We start from the raw sequence: 25795 nt of genomic DNA, 5'->3' as shown, positions 1-25795 counted from the left end.
TTTTTTATGCTGAGGTTTTCTTTCCTCTTGGAGCCTTTCTAGCAGTTCCTGCACCAGATTTAGCACCGCCAGTTCCAGCTTTACCACGACCTCTTCCTTTTGAGCCTGAGCCAGATTTGGTGCCTTTAGCATTAAGAAGATTTTTGTATTTTTCAATATATTGAGAAGCGCAGTACGCATACTTCCTATCATCTTCTGTTGGCTGCTGCTTCTCTGAAGCGACTTCTGCAATTTGGTCGATAAACTTCAACTGACCTTCAGTAACAGGTTTAGAAGTTAATTTTTTCAATGTTTCAATGGTTGCAGAACAAACTTCAGCGCTAGTTTCAGCATTTTCTGGCATTTGGAATTCTACAGTGCATTTAGAAGCAAGGTCATTCATGTACTTCACCATGCCAGGAGTAGGTTTACTGAATAACTGATCTTTGTACTTTTCAATGATTTCACTACACACTTTTTTGTCTTCAACATAATTCTCAGGAATTACAGCTTCTGGGATCTCAGCTTTAATTCTCTCTATTAAGTTGAGCTGTGCTTGTGAAGGCACTCTTAGTACATCTTGATGCTCTGTAATAAATGTCATAGCCACAACAGGATCAGAACTTGCGTTTGCTGGTGGATTAAGCCCCTTCACTTTACAGATGGTCTTAATAGCTTTAATCATGTTTGGTGACACTTCTTTAGGAGCTTTCGCTATTTTTTGACCTAAGTTGTTCTGATATTTTTGAATCATGTCGTTTATCAGAAACTCAACAGCGTCCCTTTGTTTTTTGATGAACGCATCTCTCATCTGAACAGCTTTATTATCATCACGAAGTGTACAAAGCTTGATTAAATAGTCTTCCCACTTAGCAGTAAATGAAGCGTTGCGCAAGAACTCAGGCACGGCCTCAATTAAATCCATGCCTTTTTGTGTGGCATAGAAAACGCCTTTTTTGACTTCAACATATTTTCTCTTTTTGATGATTTCAATAATTGAAGCGCGTGTAGCAGGAGTACCGATACCTTCACTTTTTGCTAATGCCCTTCTAAGCTCTGGGTCTGACTCATACCTAGCAAGGTTAGCCATAGCATCTGGAAAGTCCTCTTCTTTGTATCTTTCTGGTGGCTTAGTTGTTGCCGCTTTTTTGAATGCCTCAAGTAATGGTGTTGAATCACCCTTTTCAAGCTTAGGAAGTACAGACTCTTTAGTGCTTCCACCAAATGCTGCTTTCCAACCAAGATCGATTACGCGTTTTCCTCGCGCCCTAAATACTGAAACATCCCTTTTAAGTAGATCTTCGCAAGGTACAGTGACTTCAATCTCTTGAGTTGCATACTGTGCAGGTGGATACAGTGCTTGGATGTATCTCTTACAAACAATTACATAGGCTTTTTGCATATGTTCGGTTGTGTAACCTTTACCATCAGGCTTAAGCGTATCAAAGTCGCTTTTAGTCATTACTTTTGTAGTAGGAACTATCCCGTGGTGCTCCATATCTTTTTTGGAGTAAGTTTTAGGTGTGAATGGCTTGTAATTTGGATGTTTGCCATTGTGGATATCAGCAACCTCTTTTGCTTGCTTTGAAAGCTCAGGAATTTGCATTGTAGCCTGAAGCATTTCGTTTCTACGCTGAGGATGATGGTAGTTTATTGGTATTTCAGCTTTAGAGGTGCGAGCATAAGACAAATAACCTTTTAAATACAAATCTTCAAGAATCGACTGAGCTGTTTGTGCAGAAATACCACACGCGCCAACAATTGCGCTCTGAGCGCCAGATAGAGCATAAGTTTTATCTGGTGATTGGCTGGATGATCCTTCCTTATAACCTGTAATTATCGCTTGTGATGCAAATTGTTTAAGTCTACCCATAAAGGCGTTAACTTTCGCTTCATCAACGAATAGAGGTGTGTCCAGTGGTGCATCCTCACCCTCTTTTGGTACGACTTTTGATGGCTGCCAGTAAATACCATCCTGATTGTTGGCAATTACATCTTCTGTAACGTAAGGCAGGTAATCAGCGAACAACTCAGAGCCTAATGCATCAAAATTCGCAGATACTTTGAAATGGTCTCTAGCAATAAAGTTTTTAATTTCAAGTTCACGTTTAACGATCATGCCAAGCGCAGGGGTTTGAACACGACCAACTGACATCACACCTTCTGAGCCTTTACCCTGAGAAAGTTCACGACCAAACTTGCCGTAACCAGCATAGAATGTATAACCCATAGTTAAGTTAATGTAACCATAGTCTGAACAATTTCGAGCTTCGGAAGCTCTCCACCAAGATTTTGTAACATCAGGGTCTCTTAGGTTTTCCATCGCCTCTTTAAGTGATTTTTCATCAACTCCAGCGGCAAACCAAGCTCTTCTTATCCGACCTTTCCAACCCAGATGGCTGATTATTTCCCATCCGATTGCCTCACCTTCTCTATCCGAGTCGGTTGCAATAATAATCTCAGTGACGTTTCTTTTGTTTTTCTCGTAAACATCTTTGAAGACTTTAAGTCTTGCTTTTGGCTGCAAGTGTGATTTTGAACCAGGTCTGTCTTTGATAGGTACTAAGGTGTAGTCAGTTGGTAGTGGGACAAGTGATACAGGATCATCCCAGCTCATATGAGGGTGAACTTCTTGAGGGTCTTTAAGTCCCATCAGGTGTCCAGCCGCAGATATTACAATAACATCTTCACCTTCGAACTTACCCTTAATCATGGCACCACTCTGAACCCAACCCATAGCCTTACCAAGCTCCTTGGTAACACTGGATTTTTCAGAAATAATTATTTTCATTTTAATTTGCCTTTTCTTTTTAATAAACCATTGTAGGCTTTATAAATTTTCTTTAAGTATCTATTTCTATACTTAGGGGTTTTACTGTGGTAATTACCAACACCAACCCAATAATCATTAGTTTCTTTTAATCGCTTGCTTAGTATCCAGGCTCCAATTCCTATGTTTACACATGGGTCATAAGCAATATCTCGCCATGTGACAGTTGGGTACTTCCTTTGGATGTCAGGCAGGTGAATGGTATTGATCTGCATCACACCCATATCGTAAGTACCATTACTATTTCTGGACATTGTTCCTGATTTTCCACCCTCGACCAGTATTATTGCCTTTATTACATTTGAATTTATTCTGAAGTATTGTGATGAGTATGAAACACACTGCTCAATAACACTTTCACTAACTGGCTTTACAGGCGGAAGGTTTGGTGGTAACTCAAACATTTCACTAGTCTTTTTATTTTAAATTCATATTAATTCTGGATTTTAATCCAAAAGATATTTTTTATCTAGCTTTTAAATTAGTCAAGGCAAAATCTTACTGTTTCCTAGTTCCTTAAGATATTGTATAATGTTTAAAAATCACTAAATTTTTTAATAAGATGAATGAACTTAAAATGGATAATGATCTAGATAAAATCATCAAAAAAATCAACAGGGAACTCAATGAACAGCAGTATTTAGCTGCCGTTACCACTGAGGGTCCCGTTATGATCATTGCTAGTGCTGGAGCGGGAAAAACTAAGACTCTGATTCACAGATGTGCAACCATGCTTGTAAAAGGCATATCTCCTAAAAACATTATGGTTGTTACTTTCACCTCAAAAGCAGCCAAAGAGATCAAACAGCGTCTTGAAGAAATGCCAGAAATTGGAGCCAATGCTGAGTACATCTGTGCAGGCACATTCCACGGCATCATTTTTAAAGAAATTCTGACGAAGTTTCCTGAAAGCAGTTATCTGAAGAGAGTTGGTATTAATGCGGAAGAACTAACTATCCTTGATGATGCTGATGCAGCTAGCCTACTTAAGCAAGCAATTTCTGAGCTTCCAGATCTTGATAAGGAATTCATTAAAGATAATGAATGGACTTGGAAAGATATGCAGAAGGAAATGAGTCTTGCTCGTGCCAATGCGCTAGATCTTAAAGATTATATTGCGACTAATGTGATAGGTTCTGAAAATGAAGAATTAGCTCGTATCACTGCTACCGTATGGAAAAAATACAATGAGCTATGTCGCGATCACAATGGTGTAGACTTCGATGATATCTTGCTACATGCAGATAAGATGCTTCAAGAAGATGAGTATATTTCTAAGGCTCTTTCTGAACAATTCAAGTACTTAATGCTAGATGAGTATCAGGATACAAACCGTGTACAACAGAACATCATGGATTCAATCGCTCAACACCACAACAATATCTGTACTGTTGGTGATGAAAAACAAAGTATCTACGCTTTCCGTGGTGCTGATATTAGCATTATTTTAGGTTTCAAAAAGCGTTACAAAGACACTGTAACTATTGATATCAATAATAACTACCGATCCTACCCAAGCATTATTAATTTCGCCAATGCTTGTGCTACAGCTATGGATCAGAGACTGTCTTCAGGCATTATGATTAACAAAAGACAGGTTGTTGAAGAGCCAGCAGTAGCAGCCGCAAGAAAGTCTAACATGTCTTCAATTGTAGAGTTTTACAATGAAACGCATGAAGCAGAGTCCATCGCAGGAGCAATTAAGAGAGACTTGGTTGCAGGAATTGAAGGAAAAGAAATTGCTGTTCTTTATAGAAATAGGAATACAAAAAGAGAACTTGAAAAGTTCTTAGTTACTAGTGATATTCCATATGAAATCATTGGTGACGTTAGTTTTTATCAGAAGAAGCATGTAAAGGATGCAATTGCCCTTATCCGATTCATATTCCACCCATACGATAGCATGGCTGGCATGAGACTAATTAACGCATCTACACTAGGCGTATCACTTGATGCAGCGAAGAAATCAATGGCTGCTGATGGTGTTAACGTTCATGAGTTTTTAAAAATTAAAAGCCAGGACAAACTGACTTCAAAATCAGCAAAAAGTGGCGCTAGATACAAGGTTTATGCTCAAAAAATTCAACCTCTTCTAGAAATTTCAGAAGAATTAAGAAAAGCTGTCAAATACAAAGATTCACCAAAATTTATTACCGATGTGCTTGCTAAAGTATGGGATGCTTACTTAAAACCTAAAGATGGAAAAAATAAGAAAAAGGTTGAGTCAGCAGAACTAGAAGCTCACATACAAGATGTTAAGTTTATAATTGACCGAATCCATAAAAATCTAGACCAAGGTTTCTCTATGGATGACATTATTGATGATTTAATTTTTATGGTTGATAAAAACCCCGAGTTAGATCGTGAAAGAGACTCAAAAATTAAGCTTATGACTCTACATGCAAGCAAAGGTCTAGAGTTTGATAATATTTATATGATCGGATTTGATGAAGAAAGCATGATTGGCAAGACAGACGAGCCGAGCTATGAGGATGTTGAAGAAGCCCGAAGACTTGCTTATGTTGGAATCACAAGAGCTAAAAAGAAACTTACTATCTCTTATGCGAAATACAGAAAAACTTTCGACAACTCAACAATTGAAACTAATACAAGTAGATTTATTAAAGAGATTGAGAAAGGCGCTGGCGCTAAAATCCATAGAATTGCCCTTAAAAAATCGCAAGATAACGCTCCAAGCATGAGTTGACTTTTAATATTTTTTATGTATTATTTACTTAACAAATATTTTTTATATAGGAATTAAATGATGACTGAAACATCACAATTTACCCAGCATGATCAAAACATCGGTCAACAAGATAATGGGCATATGCATCACCAAGAGCATAACGGTCTAGTAAACCAAGAACAGGGCGCTTCATTAAGTGATGCTCAACTTCTTGAGCAATTTCGTGAGATTCAACAAATTGAATTAGCCTCTTCTAATAAGTTAATTGAACTGCAAACTCGACTAAGCGAATCAGAAAAGCGAATGAAACAGCTTACTCAAATCGCAAAAGAAAAGTATGGCGTTCAATCATTAAAAGAGCTGAAAGAGCTTCTTGCGAGTAACCAAGCTCATAATCAGCAAGTGATTCCACAGGCATACCAACAGGCAATCAATATTCGAGATAACATCAGAAACATTGAACAAAAAATTGGTCAGTGATAGGTGTAAATATGAATAGTGTATCTGTCCAGCAGTTAGATAATTACAGAACTGATATTTCAAACAGCTTAGTCAAGCTGTCAGGATATCAACAGGCTCTTGTCGTTGAGAAGTCTCAGCTAATGGTTGCTTCAGACGAGGCAAGTGAATACCTTGCAAATAAGGATGAAGTAGCACAAGCACTGGCTGGCATTTACTCACAAACACAAGCCACATCAAAAGAGTTGTATGAGAATCTTCTTACAACTCAAATCAAAGAAATTATGCCTCACAATGATGAGTGTGACCGAGTTGTATTAAATAACAGCTACAAGCGCGGCAGACCTACACTATCAATTGAGGTTCAAACCGTTTCAGGCAAGCTTCGTGATGTTTACCTTGATAAAGGTGGTAGTATCGAAAACCTGATTGCTATTGGTCTTCGCTTCATTTGCTTGTGCCGAACTACAAACCGTCGATTCTTGGTTTTAGATGAAGCTGACGCGGCAGTTAGCCCAAGATACGCAGAATCGTTCGCTTCGATGCTCTACTCACTTTCTACCATGCTTGGTGTACAGGTAATCTACATCACTCATAAAGAACCAGAACGCTTCATGGGTAAAGGTAAAATTCATCATCTAAAGCGCAAGGGCGGAAAAATTGTAAGTGAAGTGCTTTCAGATATCGACCACGAAAATATCAAAGTTCAAGGTCTTGATGGAAGTGAAGAAAGTGCTTTGCACGAAAACATTGGCATTAAGCATTTACGCCTGACCAACTTCAAGCAGCATGAAAACACTCACTTAGAGCTGTCACCATTTGTAAACTACATCGTTGGTGATAACGATGTTGGTAAAACAGCTATTGTTCAAGCTATTGAAGCGGTAATGCTCAATAAAGGTCGCGACAATCAAGTTCGCGATAATATGGACTTTTTACAAGTTGAACTGGGTCTTGAAGAAGACTATACACTTAGCTTTAAATATTCGTTAAAGGGTAAAAAGAAAACCCTTTATCAATTGTTTGATGAAAATGCGGAAGAGATTAATCGCTCTACGAGCGGTGAAAAAGTTCCTGAATGGTTGGATGAAGTTTTGTTCATGCCTTTAGTCAATGATGTGAACATTCACATTAGTGATCAGCATGATGCCTCATTCATTCTCGACAAGAGTGTTTCAGAGCATAAAAAAGCAGAAATGCTCAACTTGGATGATAATTCCAAAAGAATTCAAAAGATGATTTCGCGCCATCATGAATTGGTGGACATGCATCGCAGGAATCACCTAAGCAGTAAACAGTCACTAGCAAAGCTAGACTCTAAACTTCTAGTCCTGAGAGAGATGGAAAAATCTCACGCTGACCTGGAAGAACTAGATGAAGCCATTAGCACTATCAAGAAAAACTCAGAATCTGAGAAAGGACTAACTGACCTCATCAAACAGATGGAAGCCGAACAAAGCTTTATTGAAGCGGTTTCAGCAGTTCAGTCTATGAAAGTAGAATCTGTGGAATATTATGACACAAACGAATTGTCTCAGATTGTATTCGAAATGGAAAAGATTCAGTCTGTAATGACTGAGATCAGCAATTTGAAAGATATGAAAGTTGCTGTTCCTGAGGTTGTAGAAACTACTGAGCTTGAATCTTTAATCAATGAAATGACAACGCTTAACCACACTATTCGAACATTGAAGTCGATTGAGGGTGTTGAGCTTCCTAAGCCTGATGTGAAGCCAATTTCAGAGCTTCAGGAAATCATTAGCGGCATTGAAGATTGTAAGTCTACTATCACTTTGCTATCTAAACTTCCTAAAGAGTTCAATCTAACTCCGAAAGTTCAGAACGTTAATGATATTATGTCTTTAATCTCTGAGATTAACACTGTTCGAAGTGAAATTAGAACACACGGTCAAAACTTAAAAACTGAAGAAGCTAACCTGAACAACGCTAAAAGACAAAAACAAGTTCTTTTGGAAAGTACAGGCTTTTGCCCTCTTTGTAATCAAACAATTCATAAGCACTAAGTGGGGATTTTATGCAGTGTGTATTTAAAGGTCTAATGTTCCTAAGCAACATCAACTTATGTGCAGAAAAAAGCGCTCCAAAGGGGCGCTTAGATGATAGCTTCACCCAAACGTTAAAAGAAAAGCTTTCATATGCTATTAATTATGCAAATGAAAATGAGTTGAAGATTGTTCTATTTGGAAATGTATTTAGGAAGAATTTCGAATATGAAGCTTTAGAAATGTTCTTAGATTTATTCTCTGAATGCAATCCAATTGTTTATCAGAAGAACGGATCAGAGTGTAACTCCATTTCCATGCTGAAAAAGATTGGTTTGTTCAATATCATTGGGAGCGACACTGTAATAGAAGATTTTAAGGTTGAAGATGAGGAAGATATTCACAACTTGAAGATTTACTACAACGATCAACTTCCGAACGGATTCACAAACATTCCTGTAGATGATGCGTTTGCAATTTCTGGCAAGTCAGTTGTGCTAAGCAACAAGTACAATGAGATTGATATGGAGCTTTGTAGCGCAGATGCGATAGTTTTTGGTACATGGGATTCAGTGTCCAGCCCAAACGAAAGAAAATCTGTTTGCAATTCCATTGTGCGAGAAACGCCAAAAGACTCTACTCCATCCTTTCTAGTTTGGACTCCTGATGATGGTTTAACGAAAATTGAAGTTCCACACCAGGAAGTAGTATTCGAAGAAAACTTTGTGCCAGTAACAAATATTGCAGAGAATAAAGATCAATTTGCCAAAAACTTGATGATTGCATCACAATCAGAAGTTGCCGAAACCAATCTATCTGAAGTTATTGATTCCTATATAGCTTCTTCCGATATTAGCGATAAAAGTAAGTCAATAATTGAGCAATTAAGTTTGGAAGTTGCTTAATCTAAAAAGGAGCCTCTCGGCTCCTTTTTTATCGAGTTAACATACTACTAACTTTCTGGCAGAACTTTTCAAGCATTTCAGAAATCGCTTTCTGGATTTCAGCAAGTTTTTCCTGCATTTTTTCTAAACGAGACTTTTCTTCATCGCTTAGACTACCTTCATTTGATTTCTTAAAGTCATCAATCTGTTGCTTAGTTTGCTTGAATAGCTCCATGCCCTCATCAAGGTCTTTCTTAACATGAGAATTATTGGCTTTTTGGCTTTTATAATTAGCAATCTCATTGAAAGCTGCTGTTTTCTCATCGAGCTTAGAATATGCTTTAAGACGATCCTGCTCACTAAGGCTAGATAGAGAGCCTGCAATAGAAGTCATTTCATGACCAATTTCAGCTAAGCTTGGGGCTTGTTTACCTCTTGCAGCATAAGCTCCAAACGCACTCATCGTAATGTCTTTAGCGCCTCTAAAAATCCCTGAAACACCTTTCGTTACACCATATAAAGGATCGTATATTGGTTGTCCACCAGACTGTCGCTGAGGTGCCGCTTGCTGTTGAAAACCTGAAGGGATGGCATCAGCTTTGTCATTGTCAGGTGTAGACATGCCACCTTGCTCAACAGACTGCCTTGGGCTTTTAGCCCCCTTCGAGTATGGGTTATCATTAGTTGAGCGATTGATTTTACCATCTTTATTATCTGATTCAGGTTCATCTTCAGGCTTATTAGAAACCTTATCATTGGCTTCAGACTCTAAACCTATATCAGTATCATCAGCTTTCAATGCCTCTTGCTGCTCTTCTAATTTTTGGATTTCTTCTGGATCTACTTTATCTTTATACTCAGGCATAGCTGCAACCTCTTTTAAATCTTCTAGCGATAACATTCCATGTTCTAGTTTGTAATCAATTAAATCTTTCAATATAACGTTGTTTTTGTGGTCTAGTTCTGCGATATCAAAACCATATTCGTGGAAAATTTTTAATAAATTTTCTGCTGAAAATTCAGCTTCTAATGGGCTAAACTCTTTACCAACAGTTCTTAGTTGGTTTACATGACGTGTATGACTAATATTATTGCCATAAGTGTTGATTGCATCCCAAGTGTTAGTATTATTAAAGTAGATGTCAAAAGCTTGGATGTAATCTTCAGGGAACCATCTTTCGAACCCTTCCATCCAAGGTTTTATGCGCTTACATAAGTCGTTATCTACATCATCATATGTGTACGCACCCTCTTCAGGTTCTTTCTCAATGCCCATTTCGGCATATACCTTATCAAGATTTTCCATCTGATTTTTCATCTTATCAGATTGATTTTCTTGATAAATTATTTCTCTTAACTCTTCTCGAAATTCACCTGAAATGAATTTGTTTATTCTTTCGTGGAGAATTTTCGCAATATCTGAACCTTTATTCTTGCTCATTTTATTACCCGTTGGTTTTTTCTATAATTTCATTTGCCAGCATGTATTCTTTTTCTAGATTTTGCTTATACTCATCTATAGCATATTGAATTCTTGTAGCCATCATCAGAGCCTGCTCTCTCATGATTGGTGTTGAAGTCATGGTTAGAACCTCAGTATTCAATCTGGTTACAAATGTATCCTCAACACCACCAGATGAATCTTCACCTTTCCAGTAGTACTTATCAGTTTCATTTAGTAACGCAAGTTTAGAGACACCTTCATCGTTTGGTATTCTTTCTGCAACATTATTAGAAAGAACCGAGTGCAATGCAGATCGCTTAACTTGTTGAGAAAGGTCTTTTATTAACTCATCATCATCACCAGCTTTTGCATACGCGTTAGGATTAACATAAGGTGGAATAACCAAGTTAACGAAATCCTTCATTGCCTCTTCTTCTTTTTGTGAATAATTTAAAAAGGCATTTGGATTCATCATATAGTCACCTTGCGTAGACATTGGTGCTTCTATTTGTGCTTGCAATGATTCAATACGATCAGAATCTGAAAGCTCTATATCAGAAAATCCAGGCTTTAATTCTTTATAGTTATTTACTATTTTACTATTAAACTCCGCTACCCTTCCAGCCTGGGTGTTAATATTTCGCTCAGAATCAGATGAAATTATTTTCACCTTACGATCTGAAGCACTTCTATCTTTGGTATTCAAAGAGTAAGATGCCACTGAATTATAAGCGTAATTATCTGCTTCATTAGCAGTTTTCTGAGCGTTCCCAGTATTACTTGTAGCTGTTGGTCTTTTAGCGATGATCGCACAAACATTTGTCAATGGCTGGCTTTGCTCTTGCACTTTGAGATTATGGAGGCTTTCATTTAGCTTTAATGTTTTATTGTTTTTCATAAAGCTAATACCTAATGTGGATTCAATCCTCATTAAGTACGTATTTACATTCTGGTCAATCCAAGTGGTATAAGTAGCAATCAACTCACCATGCTGCTTAACCTTGCGAATATTCTCTAAAACGCTAGGAGGAATTTCAGGATAATCGACTGTTGGGAATGCTAAAGCATTCCCTGAACATACAAGCCCAACAGCTAAAGCAACACTAGCTACTTTTTTTCTTACAAATCGCATTACTCATACCCCATAAAATTGCCAGTCTAGTTTTTGAGCGCTGCTCAAGGTCGGACTGATCAGTAAACAGCTCTAAATGATTATGGATATCCTCATCTATGAATGAAATTAAATCCTCTTTAATTCCAATTGTTTTCATAGGCTTACTACCCTCTCCCTGAAACCATTCCTTTCTGTCTTGTTGAGACATATTTTGAACCATTTCAATCATTTCTTCTGACCATGAAACCCAAGACTTTTCAAGTGTTTCATCTACCAGTTTCACAAGCTTTCCAATATAAATTCCGTTCTGTTTATTATTGAAGTGTGAAATTCTTTTGTCAAAAATCAAGGCATAAACATACGATGAAAATTCATTTTCAAGCCATTCAAAATTGTATTTGTGATGGGACTCATATCCCATTGTAAACTTTCTAGTTGCAGCCCTGAATTTAGGAAGATGATCAATCAAGTTGGTTTCGGTTATATGTACGAAATCAGAATCTAGAGACTCCAGAATTTGTTCCAGCCATGTATCCATTGATATTTCACAGCAATATTTGAGCATATTCTCAAACAAGACTTCTCTTTCACGGAAGCCGCTATATTTATCCCAATTGAATGCAATGTCTTTTGCTAAAGTAAGAGACATATTGTGGAACCACTTAACATGAACAAGTTTCTTATCACCATAGAATCCCATCTGATCCAAAATGCTTTCTATCTTGATTGCATATGGAAAAATTGAGCATTTTATGTTCACGAGCGTATCGGATGTAATAACATTCTGTTCATATAGTTCTCTAACTGCATTACTGGACTTATTAAGTTCAGTAATCATATCAATAATTAGATTAACTTTTTCTTCTTCAAAGTTATTTAAGGCACCAGAGCTAATCAGCTTAGAAATATTGTGTCCAAGATTAAATCCAGATGACTTTATCTCAGGTGTGTACGCAGTTATCCCCATGTTATCAAAAACATGTTGCTTGATCTTCTGCTGCAAACAGTAATACGTTAATAGTGACTCTTTGAAATCATTATCCGAAGAGCAATTTGAGGCTGAAATATCAATCAAAGGAGAAATTTCCGAAACAGTATTCGTAAAATCACGAATCCTTGCAGATTTCTTCTTAATCTCCAGTGATTTTCTTTGTTTTACAACATCGGATTTGCTTTTGAAATCCGAATCCTTCTGTTGAGCTTCACGCTTTTTCTTTATTATTTCAGAAGGGTTTACTGACGGCACGTTGACTGTTTGTGCTCTTCCAGTGTATATCGCGTCGAAATCTTGTTCCATTTTTTAACCTTATTCGCTTAGCTCTACACTAAACTCTTCAATTTCTTTATTATTTTCCAATTCAGGATTAATTATTTTATATTGCTTATTGAAATCAAAGGATATTTTATTCCATTCATACGCTAATGAATAGTCAACATCGGGAAATTCTATGGTTTCACCATCTTCAACAGTACCGTTTCCCGCTAGATAAAATCCAACGTCATTCTGAACATTGAATTTTCTATCTTTTAAAACCAATCTTTGTTGGAGGGCTAATTGACACATCAACACTTTTAAAGCGAAAGGTATATCATCAGATGTTGCTACATCATGCTTCTTATACGAGTCAGGAATTTCCATACCATCCTTGATTGGGGTGGTTGTGTATCCCATCATTGCAGACGCATTGCCTCTATACAAAACATCCCAGAGCCTTTTGCCAGACATCATTACTGAGATTTCGTCCGATCTTAACATCCAGCTTGGTAAAAACGCATCGTTAGAGTTGAAAAAAGATAGTTTTATAGCTGGTTCAAAATCTTTAAGACTTTCATCGTTATAGCCGTAATCAGCAATGCCTTTTCTTTTTAAAATCATTTCAAATATTTTTTGGGCTTCTATTGCTGAACCTTCTTGGTTTTTATCGACCATTGAATTGTCCTCTTTATTATTGTATTTTATTTTCATATTACAACAAACCAAAAAGAAAAGTAAGATGTTTGATAAAACCACAGAAAATAAAAACAAAATTTTCGAACTATACTCTGAAAATCAGGAGCTTGTACTTCTTGATAAGTTAAGTCATGAGTTTCAAAACTTTAGGAGGGGTTTTAGAGGAAAATTAGACCATACCTACGTTCTCTCCCCTGCCGCTTCAGATATGTTTCCTGTAACAATCCATAATGGGAAACCGATCATGGGTGTTCCTGATCAATTATTCGAGATTTTTTTGGATATTAGATGGTATGTGGTGAACATTCTTGAAGGGATGAATAGTTTGTACTTAACTTTTGAAATCGGAGTGGCACCCAAAAAACATCCTGCTTCCCTTCGCGTTTACAAAAGAAAACTTCTTACTGAAGCCGTTAGTAGATATAAAAGAATGGGATTTGTTAGAATAAACAATAAAGGTGAGGCGCTTGGATTTGATGCTCTAAACTACTTCGAAAAACCAATAGCTGTAAAAAAACACATTGATTGGGAGTATTAATCAAACCGCTTAGTGATCAAGCTCACATTTATCTTGATTATTCACCCCTCTAGACGTAATATTAAACAAAATAATAAATAAATTAATAACAAATAAATAATAATAAAGAGGAATACTAAAGTGTTTAATATGATTATTGCTATAATCGCTATTTCTTTAATAACGATTGTAAGTGGAGCAGCACTCTACTATGGGGGGGATGCCTTTAACAGCAATACTGTTGAAGCTGAAGCCGCTAGAATGCGTAACGAACGTTCGCAAATAATTGCTGCAATGGAAGTCTATAAGTCAGAAGGCAACTCAGTAGGATCAGGCTTTAAATTTAAGGATTTAATTGAAGGTTCTTATCTAAAGCAGGTTCCTGATGGATGGATTGCTGACAACAACTTTGCATACAAACCACTTGATATGAACGATCCAGGCTCTCTGAATGTTTGCTACACAGCAAACCTACAAGATAACTTTACTTTTCCAAGTTCCGACCCAGATGTCTTTGCACTAAACAAAGATCCTGGCTTTGGAATACCTTATTGCGATAAGGAAAACCTTGATAAGTTAGTGCCTTGTTGCTTAGGAAGATAATGGTGCTCATCAAACCTCCAAATCCCCTCTTACACCGTAAGAAGGGATTTGATATAATGGAGGAAACTAATTTTTAAGAAAGTATAAAATGAGCATTAAGAACACTGCAATTATTGATGGGAATTCGCTTTTCGTTGGTGAAAAGCTTGACATACCTGTATTGACAATGACAGCAAGAACCTTGTTGAAAGATTACTTGCCAGACTTCACATCATGCTTCTTTGACAAAAGCAAAGAAAACCGTCCAGATGTTCAACAAGCTAAATCAATCTTATCAGCTTTAGGTTACAACGTAACCTTTACTGATAAACCCGTTGATCTTGCTGCGAACCTTACAAAAGATAAAAGTTTCATATTTGCTACCAATAACCGCTCGTTTTGTCAGTTTCTAGGTGAAGGTTCTTTAGTATTTTCACTTAACAGTAATCAAATTATTGATGAGCAAATAATTCGAAACGTTCTAGGCATCACACCAGCTCTTATCCCAGAGTTTCTCGCTGTTTGCGGAGATATGGATCAAGATTTTGAGCCTGTATGCATGAGTGATCCGAGTCTGATTGCAAAGTTTATAAATGAAAAATCTAAAAATGAATCATTTTATGATTTGCTTTATTCAAACTTTTCAATTTCCGTTAGTAAAGATGAGCTTAAAAACCGAGTTGGATTATTAACTGGAAATTCATCACAATCATTTATGCAATCATCAATTTCTAGAAAAGCCATAGATCCAGAAAGGCTTTATGATAGCTACAAAAACAACAAGATGTACTACTGGCTTCCTGATGCAGACCGTCTACAGTCAGGTTTTACTATTGATGGTTCTTTGTACTCTAGAGCAATTGTTGGAGAGGAAAATTTAGAAGCTGCGCTTCATCACATTAGAAAGAAGAAGTCTTGTTACATTTATACAGATAATCTGTGCGCAAACAATGAAGTAATTTCTATATCACCAGACCAATCAGAAACATATATTTTCAGACTTAATAGTCCAGAACTAAAAGAGCTACTTAATTTCATTTCAAAAAATGAAGATGTTGTGGTTGCAACGAATAATACAAAAGAAATAATTAAAGCGCTAAACCTTGATTATGGGTTCAAAAACAGAATTATTTCAGACTTTGATTTAGGTTACTACGTCCTAGATTCTAGACAAAGTAAAACCTCTTTTGGTCAAAGAATCTCTGATTTAGTTAAAATCAACTTAAAGCCAGATCGATTAATCAATAAAAGTGAAAACATTCATGAGGTTTACGCTGCCATTGCAGATAAGACTGATGCTTCATTGAGGGCTTGTAGACAAGTTCACAGACTGCTGAGGCGTGAGAATAACGATGGCTACCTCCGTAATATAGAAATACCATCAGCCTTCTCCTTAGCTAGCATGGAGGATACAGGTGTTGTCGTAAACTATGATTTATTACAGTCTATGCTAAACAATTTGGCTAAGAAGGTTGCTGTATTAGAATCTGAAATAAAAAGCATTACGAATACTGAGTTTGATGTTAATTCACCAGCTAAATTAGCTGAAGTTCTTTATGACAAACTCAAACTTCCTGCACCAAAAAACAGAAGCACTAACGAAGAAGCATTAAGGCAATTGCAAAACAAACATACAGTTATTGGAAAAATACTTGACTTCAGAAAGTATAGTTACATTAAAAACAATGTGGTTTCACCAATAATAACCAGGGTTAGTAAAGACGAGCCATTAATCAAATGTACATTTACTCAAGATGTAACTGCAACTGGCAGGCTTAGTACCATAGAACCTAACTTACAGGGCTTGCCATCTAAGGATTTGATCGCTAAGCACGTTAAAACTGCATTTGTTTCACGGTTTTTTGATGGAAGGATCTTATCTCTGGACTATTCTCAAATCGAACTGAGAATTTTAGCTCATTTGTCGCAAGACCTTAAACTGTTACAAGCGTTTAAAGATGGCAAGGACATACACAGAGCAACTGCGGCTGAGGTATTTAGCGTTCCAGAATCTCAAGTTACGGACGATCAAAGACGTGCCGCTAAATCTATCAACTTTGGTCTCATATATGGAATGACAAAGTATGGTTTAGCCAAAGACTTGAACAGTACTGTTCAAGAGGCTCAACGTTATATGGAACTCTACTTCTCTAGATATCCTCAGGTTGAGAAGTATTTGAATGGTGTAAGAGAGTTTGCAATTCAAAATGGTTACGTTAATACCATTGGTGGTAGAAGAATCCTTATTGAAAATGCTGATTCCAATGATGAGCGCCTGAGGGATAAAGCTTTGCGACAGGCTGTTAACGCGCCAATGCAGGGAAGTGCGGCGGAGCTGATCAAGATGGCTATGTGTTCAGTTTCCGATTTAATTGATACTCAACAGATGAAGAGCAAACTTGTTCTACAAGTTCATGATGAACTAGTTTTTGATGTTCACCCTGATGAAGTCGAAAGTTTTTATTTATTAATTAAAAACAAAATGGAAAAAATTGTTAACCTTTCTGTTCCATTGGTTGTCGATGCTGAGCAGGGTCTAAACTGGGGTTCTGTTAAAGAAATATCTCCAGAAACAAGCAAAAAGCAAAGAAAAACCAATGAATTGACTGTTTAGATTGACATTTGTTGTGGTGATTGGTATAAATCATCACATACAAAGACAAATTAACAAAGAGTTTAGTTCATGACTGATAAACCAAAGGCGCAACATCATTGTTCATTCTGCTCGGAAAAGCGTGGTGACTTAGTAAACGGAGCAACCAAAAATGTATTTATTTGCAGTGAATGCTCAAAAACATCATATGATCTGTTAAAAGAAAGCATGGCTAACGATCAATCTCAAAGTGTGATGTTGAGCACTCCAAAACCAGTAGAAATCTTTGACTACTTGTCACAGTACATTATTGGTCAAGATGAAGCTAAAAAGACACTTGCTGTTGCTGTTTATAATCACTACAAGCGAATCAATGCAACTCAAGCAAATGACGATGTCGAGCTTGACAAGTCAAATGTTTTACTTGTCGGTCCAACTGGTACTGGTAAAACACTATTTGCTCAAACACTAGCTAAAATGCTTGGTGTTCCTTTCGCTATTTGTGATGCAACATCCCTGACTGAGGCTGGCTATGTAGGTGACGATACAGAGACAATTATTCAGCGCCTTCTTATGAATTGCGATTACGATGTAGAAAAGGCGCAGAAAGGCATTGTCTACATTGACGAAATTGATAAAATCGCTAAAAAGGCACAATCTACAAATATTACTAGGGATGTGTCTGGTGAAGGTGTTCAACAGGCGTTACTAAAGATCATTGAAGGCACCGTTGCTTCTGTTCCACCTACGGGCAAACGTAAAAATCCACAGCAAGAGTTCCTTCAGGTAGATACATCTAACATCCTCTTTATATGCGGTGGTTCATTTGCTGGTATTGAAGAAATCTTAAAAGAAAAGAAAAAGTCGGATTCTGTAAATATTGGCATCTTTAGAGATGAGAATGCTGATAAAGCTGAAGAGTCTAAAAACGCACTAGCAGACTTGGAGCATGAAGACTTAGTTTCATTCGGACTTATCCCTGAATTTGTTGGTCGCCTACCTTCAATTGCTGTATTGAACGAACTTACTAAAGAAGAGCTTCTTCGTGTATGTACAGAACCAAAGAATGCAATTCTAAAGCAATACATGAAGCTGTTTGAGCTGGATGGTAATAAGTTAGTTATCTCCGATGAGACTCTAGATCAGCTCGTTGATATGGCATTAAAGCGTAAGATCGGCGCTCGCGGCGTTCGTAACATGCTTGAAGAGCGACTAAAAGACATTATGTTTACGTCACCATCTTCAGAAGAAACTGTTTTCGAGCTGCAACCTCTTCCAAAAGAAGAAGTTGAGTTAAAAGAAGCAGCATAAGACAAGATTTGATGATTGAAGCCCCGAAAGGGGCTTTTTTATTGACTAAATTAACCAATATTTAGCTGGATGATAAGTAACCCACTAACCTACTAACCTATCTACCTACTAACCCAATAATCCAATAATCCACTAACCTACTAAAAAACTAAATTACTGCTGTAGCATTTACCTCAAATCATCAAGAGTGCCAATTCATAAATTGAAGAAAGCTCTTTTGACAGTATAACCGACATTATTTTCATATATTCTAATGTGACGTTTGGTGTTACAGGTGTCCAAAGCAAAATTAATCCATGATCTTACTCTTATTATCCTATCAGAATACCAGAATTATCGTTTTTAGCGCTGTAGCATCCTGAATTTCAATGAGTTCGTGTTTAGAGAAAGGATTTGTATTGAGATTACAGGTATTAAAAAAGGAGGCTTATGCCTCCTTCTGTATGATTACGCTTTATTTGATTTGAGTAAGAAACTGCTTAGTTGCATCTCGCCACTTCTTACATTCCTCTTCACGCTCAACTGTATAATTCACTAGTCGAGAAATACTTTGAGAAACCTCTAAGCCGATTTGCTGAGCTTGATTGTTGCCGTTCAGCTTATCAATACTGCCCATAACCTCTTCAAGAAGCGCTTCTAGTTGCTGAGACATGTTGACTGAACTCTCAGTCGAAGTTGCTTGCTGTACGTTTACAGCAGATGAATCAACCACAGGCTCTTGCTTTTGCTCAATACCGCTTGGCTGAACATCCGTAAGTTCATTTTCGTTAGAGCTTTCACTCATAGAGCTAGGGAAAGCCTCAAAAACAAAATCGTCTCCAAATGCATCTGACGGGTCTACTTTATGCTCTTGAGTTTGAACAGGTTGTTCTTGAGTGATTGATGCAGTCGATACTGATTGAGCCACCTCTTTAGTAGTTGCAAGCTCCCAATCAAGTACAGTGCTAAATTTTCGCTCTTCTTTAGGTAATTTCAGATCCTCAACTTTTTGTAGAAGACCGATATCTGAAGTTTCACCTTCAACCAGGTACATTAGTCGAGCTTTCGTTTTTGTAGTTTGAATAACACCTTCATTAACAAGCTCTTCAAGCCAGGAAGAGAAAGTAGGCATTGATACATTAAGTACAGGCTTAGTAAGATCAAAAAGGTTGGCTTTATTCATACTATCGCCTTTCTCAGCTAACATTTGTCGTATGATAGCACCTGAAACTTGACGTTTCTCCTTTCTATTTAAATCTGATACTTTAGCAATATCAAGTTTGTATAGCGGTTTGAGGTAATCACTCATTTCCACAGGTTGCTTAGTTTCAGCTTTTGCTATCGACAAAGTTTCTCTTTCTGTCGATTTGGCAGTAGTTTGAGGTTTAGGTGACGATACTGGCGCTGATGCACTTCCAGCGTTAACAGCTACAGGATTTGTAACCACGGACGGTTCTGGTGCGTAGTTAGAGATAAGTGACTGTAATTCAGCATCACTCATTTTCTCAGCATTATCAAAGTTATCTTCAACAATGTATAGGTTTGCATCCTGTAACTCGCTCAAGAGGTCATCTTCTTTCAAATAACCCTCTTTTGCTAACGCCCCACAAACATTCAGCAGGTCATCCATTGTATAGCCTGTAAGGTTTGCATCTTTGAAGAAAGGGTCAGCATGAAAATAGTTGTTGTCATCATTTCTGTTTTTAGAAATGTAACTAATCATAATTTTTGCTAGATCAACAAGGATATCACTATCATCATTTGAAATAGTGTTAGCCTGAGTGTTCTTCTCAATGTTGATTGCTGGTGAAGCTTCAACTTTAGGTTCTTTTGAACCACCTTGAACAATTGAACCTTTCAATGATTTAGATGCTTCCGCAAGGAAACCGCCTTCAGCAAAGCTAAAGCCTTCTGGTAATGGGTGAGCTTCTAGGTATGCTTCATCACCAGTAAAAGTAAGTACTGGCAAACCACCATCATATTTGTGATCAATAACTGAATCTTTTTTCAGGTCAGAGCTGGCTAGCTTTAGGAATTGTCGCTTCTGTTTAGTTTCAGTAGCGATTTCAGAAAGTGAAAGACCGATGCGGCCTTGTTTTTGTGCTATTGCTAAGGAGTTAGCGATAATGCTTTTGTATTGTTCGGTAGATAAGTTCATCTTCTTGCCTCGCCTCATCGATTTGTATTCTGAATTATATACATAAAGATAGGCGAGGCAAGTATTTTTTGCAAAATATTTAAGAAATTTTACTTTTTCTTTTTACGCAATTTCTTTTTGTTGCTCTTTTTAGACATAAGAAGATCTTTGCGCTTAACCATTTCTTCAATAAACCACTCTTTTGATAGCTTAATTTTAATACCAATAGGCAGTTTTGAGTAAACAGTTTCCGCAAAAGTTTGCAGCTTTGCGTCATCTTCAAGAGCTTCCTTGATCTCGTCACGAGAAAATTCTGAAACAATCTTTTGAACTGCTGGAGTAAGCATTGCTAATTGTTTAGTACTCGCAATACCTGCACCAATTTGATTCACATACTTTTTAATACCCATTTTTCTTTTCCATTTATTTATTTTTTTATATTATTTTTTTTGCAAAACGTGATCGATGTCATGCTGCACTTATTATTTGTGGAGAAGATTATCATTATGGTTTGACATAATCAAACCATTTTTTTACTTCTTTATCTAAATGGAGAAATTTCGCTCGATTTGACTTTTTCTGTTGTTTGACCTTCTGCTGTATCTTTCTTTGTTATGATTTCTAGAGATAAAGCAATCCTTTCATTAAGCGTCATTTCATTATTTGCAAAGATATTGTCTAGTTCATGGTATGTTTTTAAATCACAAAGTACAGGTGCAACCTGGCTTGCTTTAAGTAATGAGCTTTTCGCATGAACATTTAAGGTGTTTTCATCATTTATATATCTTTTTGATATCTTCTCAGAGTGATATGCAAAAGTACTTGGTCGTGACAATCCATACCTAACTAACAGTAATGCAACCATTAGATCTTTTTGAATTAACCTATAACCGCAATCTTTACTCCTTTTCTCAATGCCTAAGTTTACACCATTAGGTAAAATTTCTGGGTAGTATGGAAATTCAGGCTTATCGTGACTCTTAATTGTTCTTGAAATAAATTTATAATCAACCATATCTCTGTACTGAGAGATTATGTTAAAAAACTCTTTATTGTTAATACTGCTTAAATCAGGCTTGAAACGTGCTTCTTTTATGATTGCTGGTTTTTTTACAGCTTTCAAAGTGTGTCTCACTAGTAAACTATAAACTTTATCTCTATCAGATAGAGAAGATAATGGAGCATATGGATTGAAGTGTGGATTTAAGGGGATTAAAGCGCCATGACTATGCTGAACCCTCTCAATCTTTGATAATTTATTATTCCCTTTTTTAGCTCTAGATATAATGCTTTCTCTTGAATCAGGAACAATCCCAAACTCACTTGCTAATTCGATAAGGGTGCTAACATCATCATCCGAAACAGAACATGAGTCGGTTCTAAAATATGATATTAAACCTTCTGCGTATAAATCCTGTAAATGTTTGAAAACTTCTATCACTTTCATATTCAATGAACTGGCAATATTAATCATCGCCTGCTTACCATTCCAAAGTGTGCTGCTATCAAGCAATTCATTCTCATCAGATTGGATCAATTCAATCTTGGTAATGCTTGAAAGTTGCTCAGTAATACCCTTTATTGTATCTCTATCCATATTGAAGCAATCAAAGATTAGCTTTACATTTTTTCCGTCAGATTGAAGGTTTTTATATATGATTCCAGACTTTTGAGCGTTTTTCTCTATGTGTGATAACACTGGAGTAATGACTCTGCCAACTTCTGATCTATTTCTAATATCAGTTACTGACAGATTGAACCCTATAATTCTGTTGACTGTTCTTTTAGATATGTGTTCATTAACCATCTTCATATCTATATCTCGACCATTACCGATTGCTTTAAGAACTGAATTAGTAGTCATATCTTTAATTATAGATCTTTGATAGCTGTTTATTATTTCCTTAGCCAAATCGAAAGCTATCTTTTCTCCCTCTGTGTCATCATCTGTACAAATTAGTGTTTTTCCATATTTTCCGCTTTCAGATCGGATTTTTTTTATTAAATGCTCATCTAAATACACTTCTTCTGCGGCGTATGTTTCAAGATTTACACCCATCCTATTGGATGGGAAATCACGAATCCTGCCTCTTGTTGATATGACTTTGAAGTTTGTGCATCCAACCTCATTTAGAAGTTGAGTTAATTTATAAACTTTCCAATCAGATTCAATGATCATTAAAAAGTTTTTCATAGATATTGTTTCCTACTAAAAAGCCCCATTCGGGGCTTTACTATCAGTTACCCATTCCACCTACATTGCGTTGTTCCATCTCATTTACAACGGTATCATTAGGGTCAACATCAAGATCTAAACCGTCCTTATCACCAGTTACGTTCTCTGTAATGTTCTCAACAGCGTCCTGAGTGGTTTTGTTAACTTCTCCAACTACATTCTCGGTTACTGCCTGCGCAATCTCACATGCATTCAGAGCGCTGATATCTAAGTTAAACCCTGGCAAGCTTGGGAATTTCAATCCTAAATCACAGTTAGCATCATCACTATTTGACCAGTAGTCACTATCTTCTGCTTTGTTTTTTGTATCAATTCCATACTCAGTTTCACAAGACTGCTCTTGCTTCTCAATATACTTTTTGATTTTTGCCTTGGATTCTGTTTTGCAAACACTTGGTCTTTTAGGTACGGCATCAGCAGCACTCACGTTGACAGGAAGCATGTAGGCGCTGCCAATAGCTAAACTTAAAAATGTTAGTTTTATCTTATTCATTTCTTTTCTCCGAATATTGCTTCGTTCACAAAAAGATCTACAAGTAATCTAGTTTGAGAAATTGATTGGACTCTTTTATATACTGCTTTTGCTTCAAGCTTCAGAGGATCTTCTTGTTTATTTTTATAGATGTCAGCACACTCTAGGAAGATTTTAGCCCCCCATCCTATACGAGTTTCTGAGGATGATTGAGAATCTAACCATGAAAGGGCTGATAAAGATTGTCGTGCAGGCATTGCTGATAACACTGCAATGAAATCCCTTATTGTTTTATTGTCCGCTTTCATAGCTCGAACTTCATCACAATGAGGTAAAAGATCTGCAAGTTGTTTGAACATGTCTGGAAATTCCTCATATTTATGAGTCCAAACCTCTTTATTTTCCAGATCGTTCATGAAGCCTCTAAAATCAGGCTCTAACGTTCCCCAAAACAAATCTTGAAAACCAGGCGAGAATATATCTTGCGAGTTATTTTTCATTTTATATCTCTTAATCTGTTAGTATTTCAAAGTTGACTTTGATAATATATTATTATTAAATTAACCTAAATAAAAGTGTAAAGTTCCTTTCTATTTAATAATGAATAATAACCTCTTTTTAAGGAATTGAAAACAATATGAAATTCGAAAATTTTGCCCCATATGTAAGTAAAGACGAGCTAATTAGTTGCGGAACCCTATTTAAAGAAAGTAAAAAGGTTAGGGAAATGAAACAGCTAAGCACCAAATTTATAGAAAGAGATTTCGGTAAATATGGTTTTACTCATAGGACACAAGTTAGCCGCGACTTAAGTAATAGCGGATTTGTTCTTGGCAATAAAATATAAAGGTTTGAATAAAATGAATAAATTAAAGAAAACCGTATTGGCTGTAGTTCTCGGTTCAAGTTTGACAGTTAGCGCTCCATCTTACGCCATTCCTAACGTTGACTTTGCAAACCTAACAGAAGAAATCGTTGGCAACATACAATCAGCATCTCAATGGGTATCAGAATCTCAACTTATGACAGCTATGATGGCTGCTGATTCCTATTTCCAGCAAGCCATTATGTCAATGGATTCGTTTCTTGCACAATTCTCATTACAGAAAGAATTAAAACTCGAAGAATCACTTCATAACCTTATGGTTAAAGAGATGTCAGAGCCAGATAAGCAAGCGCCTCGCACTTGTGCAATCCAAAAGGTATCAAATGCTGTTGACTGTGTTACTACTGATACAACAGTTTCAAAACTGGATAAGGATTCGCACGAAAATAACAACTTTACAGATAGTCAGGTAAAGGTGATTGAAAAGAAAGTTGAAAAAACTAAAGAACTACTAGAGCTATGTCGAAATCTACAGTATGCAGATAATATTGATGGAACAGACAAGCTTTCAACAAGCCTTTGTTTACGCGGCGGGATCTTGCTTGGTACTGAAACTCAAGATGCGTATGAGCCTGGTGAGCAAGTCGCTGCTGATACAATCATAGATTTGATAACAGGTCCCTTGCCAGAGCACAAAATGTCCCAAACTTTACCAGATGGTTCGTATGAAAAAGACGAAATGATGGTTAAAGAAATGAGAAAACTTGCAATAAGGTCACTCTCTGTCTCTTCACTTCAACATATTGCTTCTGTTAGAGGTTCTGCTGGTGAAAGCAGTGAGCTTAAAGCGCCATCGGAACTATCTCTTTTACAAGATTTCTCTGATGAAAGATGGGGAAATCCTGAATGGGTTGTTGAAGTAGCTGGAGCAACAGCCGATCAAAAAGATGCAGTAATGCCAAGCGAGTTGCAAAGAAGAATGGCTGTAATGCAAGCGTTCCAAATACATTTGGATATTATAAAGTACAAACAGCAGTTAAGAATGGAAGCTCTGCAAGCATCTTCTTTAATGCTAGATGTTGAAAACAGTTCAAACTTAACTAAATAAATTAAAAATAAATAACAAATAACAATAAAATTTAGGAAAAGAATATGAAAAGGTTTTTTTGGGGCGTTGTTACGGCAACTCTACCATTACAAGCATTTGCAAATGGATACGACAATAATGACTTCATAGACAAGCAAGTATTCCCTATCAATTCCTTGATAGTAAGTGCCTTTATACTTCTTGGCTTAGTCCTTATTGGTGCGGGATTGTATGACGTTAAAAGAAATGCGGAGAATAAAAACCAGCACCCTATTTCACATGCTGTAAGTAAGATGTTCGCAGGTATGCTGTTGTTATCATCAAGTGCTGCATACCACATTTTCTCTGGAACAGTATCGAATAGTACGCCTAGCTACAGCATGGATGTTTTATCAATTAATGAAAGTGACATGCTTGGAAAGGTTGGCGATTTAAGTAATAGCTGGTTAGGTGAATACTTACCCGCACAAACCATTGAAATGCTCATAGGTATAATTTTCTTGTTTGGCGTTTACTCATTTCTGAAAGGTATTTACATACTGAAAGACATGGGAGCACCAAAGCAACAAGGACAGGACTCAAGTCCACTTAAAAAGTCAACTATTCATATTGGCGCGGGTATGATTGCAATGAATATCCTTGATTTTGCTTGTTTTGTAGGCAATACGCTAAATATGCCATTTTTATGTTTTAATTAGGTAT

The 25795-nt window shown here is 36.8% G+C and carries 22 protein-coding genes; 11 read left to right on the top strand and 11 right to left on the bottom strand.

What is annotated here, in order from left to right:
* Nucleotides 1-4: 4 nt before the first annotated feature.
* Together R7Q39_RS11195 and R7Q39_RS11190 are read right to left on the bottom strand one after the other, a co-directional pair.
* Nucleotides 5-2770: a DNA topoisomerase gene (locus R7Q39_RS11195; RefSeq protein WP_318076235.1), complete on the bottom strand. Its 2766-nt coding sequence runs from the start codon at nt 2768-2770 to the stop codon at nt 5-7.
* The gene (locus tag R7Q39_RS11190) at nt 2767-3213 is read right to left on the bottom strand and encodes a lytic transglycosylase domain-containing protein (protein WP_318076234.1); all 447 of its coding nucleotides are present in this window, start codon (nt 3211-3213) and stop codon (nt 2767-2769) included. Before R7Q39_RS11190 ends, R7Q39_RS11195 begins: the two co-directional genes overlap by 4 nt.
* Nucleotides 3214-3386: 173 nt before the next feature.
* On the opposite strand from R7Q39_RS11190, the gene R7Q39_RS11185 reads away from it, so the two are divergent.
* Genes R7Q39_RS11185 through R7Q39_RS11170 form a run of 4 tightly spaced genes read left to right on the top strand, consistent with a single transcriptional unit; the run spans nt 3387 to nt 8865 of the window.
* Complete coding sequence (locus tag R7Q39_RS11185; RefSeq protein WP_318076233.1) at nt 3387-5516, top strand: ATP-dependent helicase; 2130 nt, start codon at nt 3387-3389, stop codon at nt 5514-5516.
* A 57-nt stretch (nt 5517-5573) separates the two neighbouring features.
* Nucleotides 5574-5978, top strand: coding sequence for a hypothetical protein (locus R7Q39_RS11180; protein ID WP_318076231.1), 405 nt, complete (start codon nt 5574-5576; stop codon nt 5976-5978).
* Between the two features lie 11 nt (nt 5979-5989).
* Entirely contained in the window at nt 5990-7981 is a 1992-nt protein-coding gene (locus R7Q39_RS11175) for an AAA family ATPase (RefSeq protein WP_318076230.1), read from the top strand.
* Between the two features lie 11 nt (nt 7982-7992).
* Entirely contained in the window at nt 7993-8865 is an 873-nt protein-coding gene (locus tag R7Q39_RS11170) for a hypothetical protein (RefSeq protein ID WP_318076229.1), read from the top strand.
* A gap of 28 nt (nt 8866-8893) precedes the next feature.
* On the opposite strand, the gene R7Q39_RS11165 is transcribed toward R7Q39_RS11170, so the two are convergent.
* Genes R7Q39_RS11165 through R7Q39_RS11150 form a run of 4 tightly spaced genes read right to left on the bottom strand, consistent with a single transcriptional unit; the run spans nt 8894 to nt 13368 of the window.
* Nucleotides 8894-10285 (bottom strand): hypothetical protein, encoded by a 1392-nt coding sequence (locus R7Q39_RS11165; protein WP_318076228.1) that lies wholly within the window; start codon nt 10283-10285, stop codon nt 8894-8896.
* Nucleotides 10286-10289: 4 nt separating this feature from the next.
* Nucleotides 10290-11420 carry a hypothetical protein gene (locus R7Q39_RS11160; RefSeq protein WP_318076227.1) on the bottom strand — a complete coding sequence of 377 codons (1131 nt, stop codon included), beginning with the start codon at nt 11418-11420 and terminating at the stop codon, nt 10290-10292.
* Entirely contained in the window at nt 11392-12699 is a 1308-nt protein-coding gene (locus tag R7Q39_RS11155) for a hypothetical protein (RefSeq protein WP_318076226.1), read from the bottom strand. Before R7Q39_RS11155 ends, R7Q39_RS11160 begins: the two co-directional genes overlap by 29 nt.
* 9 nt (nt 12700-12708) lie before the next feature.
* Nucleotides 12709-13368: a hypothetical protein gene (locus tag R7Q39_RS11150; protein ID WP_318076225.1), complete on the bottom strand. Its 660-nt coding sequence runs from the start codon at nt 13366-13368 to the stop codon at nt 12709-12711.
* A 28-nt stretch (nt 13369-13396) separates the two neighbouring features.
* On the opposite strand from R7Q39_RS11150, the gene R7Q39_RS11145 reads away from it, so the two are divergent.
* From R7Q39_RS11145 to clpX, 4 genes are all read left to right on the top strand, one after another.
* Nucleotides 13397-13891 carry a hypothetical protein gene (locus R7Q39_RS11145; protein ID WP_318076224.1) on the top strand — a complete coding sequence of 165 codons (495 nt, stop codon included), beginning with the start codon at nt 13397-13399 and terminating at the stop codon, nt 13889-13891.
* A gap of 120 nt (nt 13892-14011) precedes the next feature.
* A complete protein-coding gene (locus R7Q39_RS11140; protein WP_318076223.1) occupies nt 14012-14473 on the top strand; it encodes a hypothetical protein in 462 nt (153 codons plus the stop codon).
* Nucleotides 14474-14561: 88 nt separating this feature from the next.
* Complete coding sequence (locus tag R7Q39_RS11135; RefSeq protein WP_318076222.1) at nt 14562-17066, top strand: DNA polymerase; 2505 nt, start codon at nt 14562-14564, stop codon at nt 17064-17066.
* Between the two features lie 69 nt (nt 17067-17135).
* Nucleotides 17136-18356, top strand: coding sequence for an ATP-dependent Clp protease ATP-binding subunit ClpX (gene clpX, locus R7Q39_RS11130; RefSeq protein ID WP_318076221.1), 1221 nt, complete (start codon nt 17136-17138; stop codon nt 18354-18356).
* A gap of 454 nt (nt 18357-18810) precedes the next feature.
* Here the strand turns inward: clpX and R7Q39_RS11125 are convergent, their stop codons facing one another.
* From R7Q39_RS11125 to R7Q39_RS11105, 5 genes are all read right to left on the bottom strand, one after another.
* Complete coding sequence (locus tag R7Q39_RS11125; protein ID WP_318076220.1) at nt 18811-20493, bottom strand: hypothetical protein; 1683 nt, start codon at nt 20491-20493, stop codon at nt 18811-18813.
* Nucleotides 20494-20582: 89 nt separating this feature from the next.
* Nucleotides 20583-20882 (bottom strand): hypothetical protein, encoded by a 300-nt coding sequence (locus R7Q39_RS11120; protein ID WP_318076219.1) that lies wholly within the window; start codon nt 20880-20882, stop codon nt 20583-20585.
* Nucleotides 20883-21013: 131 nt separating this feature from the next.
* Complete coding sequence (locus R7Q39_RS11115) at nt 21014-22666, bottom strand: DNA topoisomerase (protein WP_318076218.1); 1653 nt, start codon at nt 22664-22666, stop codon at nt 21014-21016.
* A gap of 43 nt (nt 22667-22709) precedes the next feature.
* On the bottom strand, nt 22710-23201 hold the full coding sequence (locus tag R7Q39_RS11110; RefSeq protein WP_318076217.1) for a hypothetical protein: 492 nt from the start codon (nt 23199-23201) through the stop codon (nt 22710-22712).
* Complete coding sequence (locus R7Q39_RS11105; RefSeq protein WP_038129310.1) at nt 23198-23680, bottom strand: hypothetical protein; 483 nt, start codon at nt 23678-23680, stop codon at nt 23198-23200. Before R7Q39_RS11105 ends, R7Q39_RS11110 begins: the two co-directional genes overlap by 4 nt.
* Nucleotides 23681-23817: 137 nt before the next feature.
* On the opposite strand from R7Q39_RS11105, the gene R7Q39_RS11100 reads away from it, so the two are divergent.
* From R7Q39_RS11100 to R7Q39_RS11090, 3 genes are read left to right on the top strand one after another with little or no spacing between them, the layout of a single operon-like run.
* On the top strand, nt 23818-24027 hold the full coding sequence (locus R7Q39_RS11100) for a hypothetical protein (RefSeq protein ID WP_045592669.1): 210 nt from the start codon (nt 23818-23820) through the stop codon (nt 24025-24027).
* The gene (locus R7Q39_RS11095) at nt 24011-25114 is read left to right on the top strand and encodes a hypothetical protein (RefSeq protein ID WP_318076213.1); all 1104 of its coding nucleotides are present in this window, start codon (nt 24011-24013) and stop codon (nt 25112-25114) included. The genes R7Q39_RS11100 and R7Q39_RS11095 overlap by 17 nt, the downstream gene beginning before the upstream one ends.
* Nucleotides 25115-25158: 44 nt before the next feature.
* Nucleotides 25159-25791, top strand: a complete 633-nt coding sequence (locus R7Q39_RS11090; protein WP_318076211.1) for a hypothetical protein — start codon at nt 25159-25161, stop codon at nt 25789-25791.
* Nucleotides 25792-25795 lie beyond the last annotated feature (4 nt).

Origin of the sequence: Vibrio sp. 947 (genome assembly GCF_033339115.1) — a bacterium.
Classification (GTDB): domain Bacteria; phylum Pseudomonadota; class Gammaproteobacteria; order Enterobacterales; family Vibrionaceae; genus Vibrio; species Vibrio alginolyticus.
This window is presented reverse-complemented; position numbering and strand designations above follow the sequence as displayed.

Excerpts from the sequence above, each read along its gene's own strand:
- R7Q39_RS11195 (WP_318076235.1), bottom strand. The coding sequence starts at position 2,770 with ATGAAAATAATTATTTCTGAAAAATCCAGTGTTACCAAGGAGCTTGGT.
- R7Q39_RS11190 (WP_318076234.1), bottom strand. The coding sequence starts at position 3,213 with ATGTTTGAGTTACCACCAAACCTTCCGCCTGTAAAGCCAGTTAGTGAA.
- R7Q39_RS11185 (WP_318076233.1), top strand. The coding sequence starts at position 3,387 with ATGGATAATGATCTAGATAAAATCATCAAAAAAATCAACAGGGAACTC.
- R7Q39_RS11180 (WP_318076231.1), top strand. The coding sequence starts at position 5,574 with ATGATGACTGAAACATCACAATTTACCCAGCATGATCAAAACATCGGT.
- R7Q39_RS11175 (WP_318076230.1), top strand. The coding sequence starts at position 5,990 with ATGAATAGTGTATCTGTCCAGCAGTTAGATAATTACAGAACTGATATT.
- R7Q39_RS11170 (WP_318076229.1), top strand. The coding sequence starts at position 7,993 with ATGCAGTGTGTATTTAAAGGTCTAATGTTCCTAAGCAACATCAACTTA.
- R7Q39_RS11165 (WP_318076228.1), bottom strand. The coding sequence starts at position 10,285 with ATGAGCAAGAATAAAGGTTCAGATATTGCGAAAATTCTCCACGAAAGA.
- R7Q39_RS11160 (WP_318076227.1), bottom strand. The coding sequence starts at position 11,420 with ATGCGATTTGTAAGAAAAAAAGTAGCTAGTGTTGCTTTAGCTGTTGGG.
- R7Q39_RS11155 (WP_318076226.1), bottom strand. The coding sequence starts at position 12,699 with ATGGAACAAGATTTCGACGCGATATACACTGGAAGAGCACAAACAGTC.
- R7Q39_RS11150 (WP_318076225.1), bottom strand. The coding sequence starts at position 13,368 with ATGAAAATAAAATACAATAATAAAGAGGACAATTCAATGGTCGATAAA.
- R7Q39_RS11145 (WP_318076224.1), top strand. The coding sequence starts at position 13,397 with ATGTTTGATAAAACCACAGAAAATAAAAACAAAATTTTCGAACTATAC.
- R7Q39_RS11135 (WP_318076222.1), top strand. The coding sequence starts at position 14,562 with ATGAGCATTAAGAACACTGCAATTATTGATGGGAATTCGCTTTTCGTT.
- clpX (WP_318076221.1), top strand. The coding sequence starts at position 17,136 with ATGACTGATAAACCAAAGGCGCAACATCATTGTTCATTCTGCTCGGAA.
- R7Q39_RS11125 (WP_318076220.1), bottom strand. The coding sequence starts at position 20,493 with ATGAACTTATCTACCGAACAATACAAAAGCATTATCGCTAACTCCTTA.
- R7Q39_RS11120 (WP_318076219.1), bottom strand. The coding sequence starts at position 20,882 with ATGGGTATTAAAAAGTATGTGAATCAAATTGGTGCAGGTATTGCGAGT.
- R7Q39_RS11115 (WP_318076218.1), bottom strand. The coding sequence starts at position 22,666 with ATGAAAAACTTTTTAATGATCATTGAATCTGATTGGAAAGTTTATAAA.
- R7Q39_RS11110 (WP_318076217.1), bottom strand. The coding sequence starts at position 23,201 with ATGAATAAGATAAAACTAACATTTTTAAGTTTAGCTATTGGCAGCGCC.
- R7Q39_RS11105 (WP_038129310.1), bottom strand. The coding sequence starts at position 23,680 with ATGAAAAATAACTCGCAAGATATATTCTCGCCTGGTTTTCAAGATTTG.
- R7Q39_RS11100 (WP_045592669.1), top strand. The coding sequence starts at position 23,818 with ATGAAATTCGAAAATTTTGCCCCATATGTAAGTAAAGACGAGCTAATT.
- R7Q39_RS11090 (WP_318076211.1), top strand. The coding sequence starts at position 25,159 with ATGAAAAGGTTTTTTTGGGGCGTTGTTACGGCAACTCTACCATTACAA.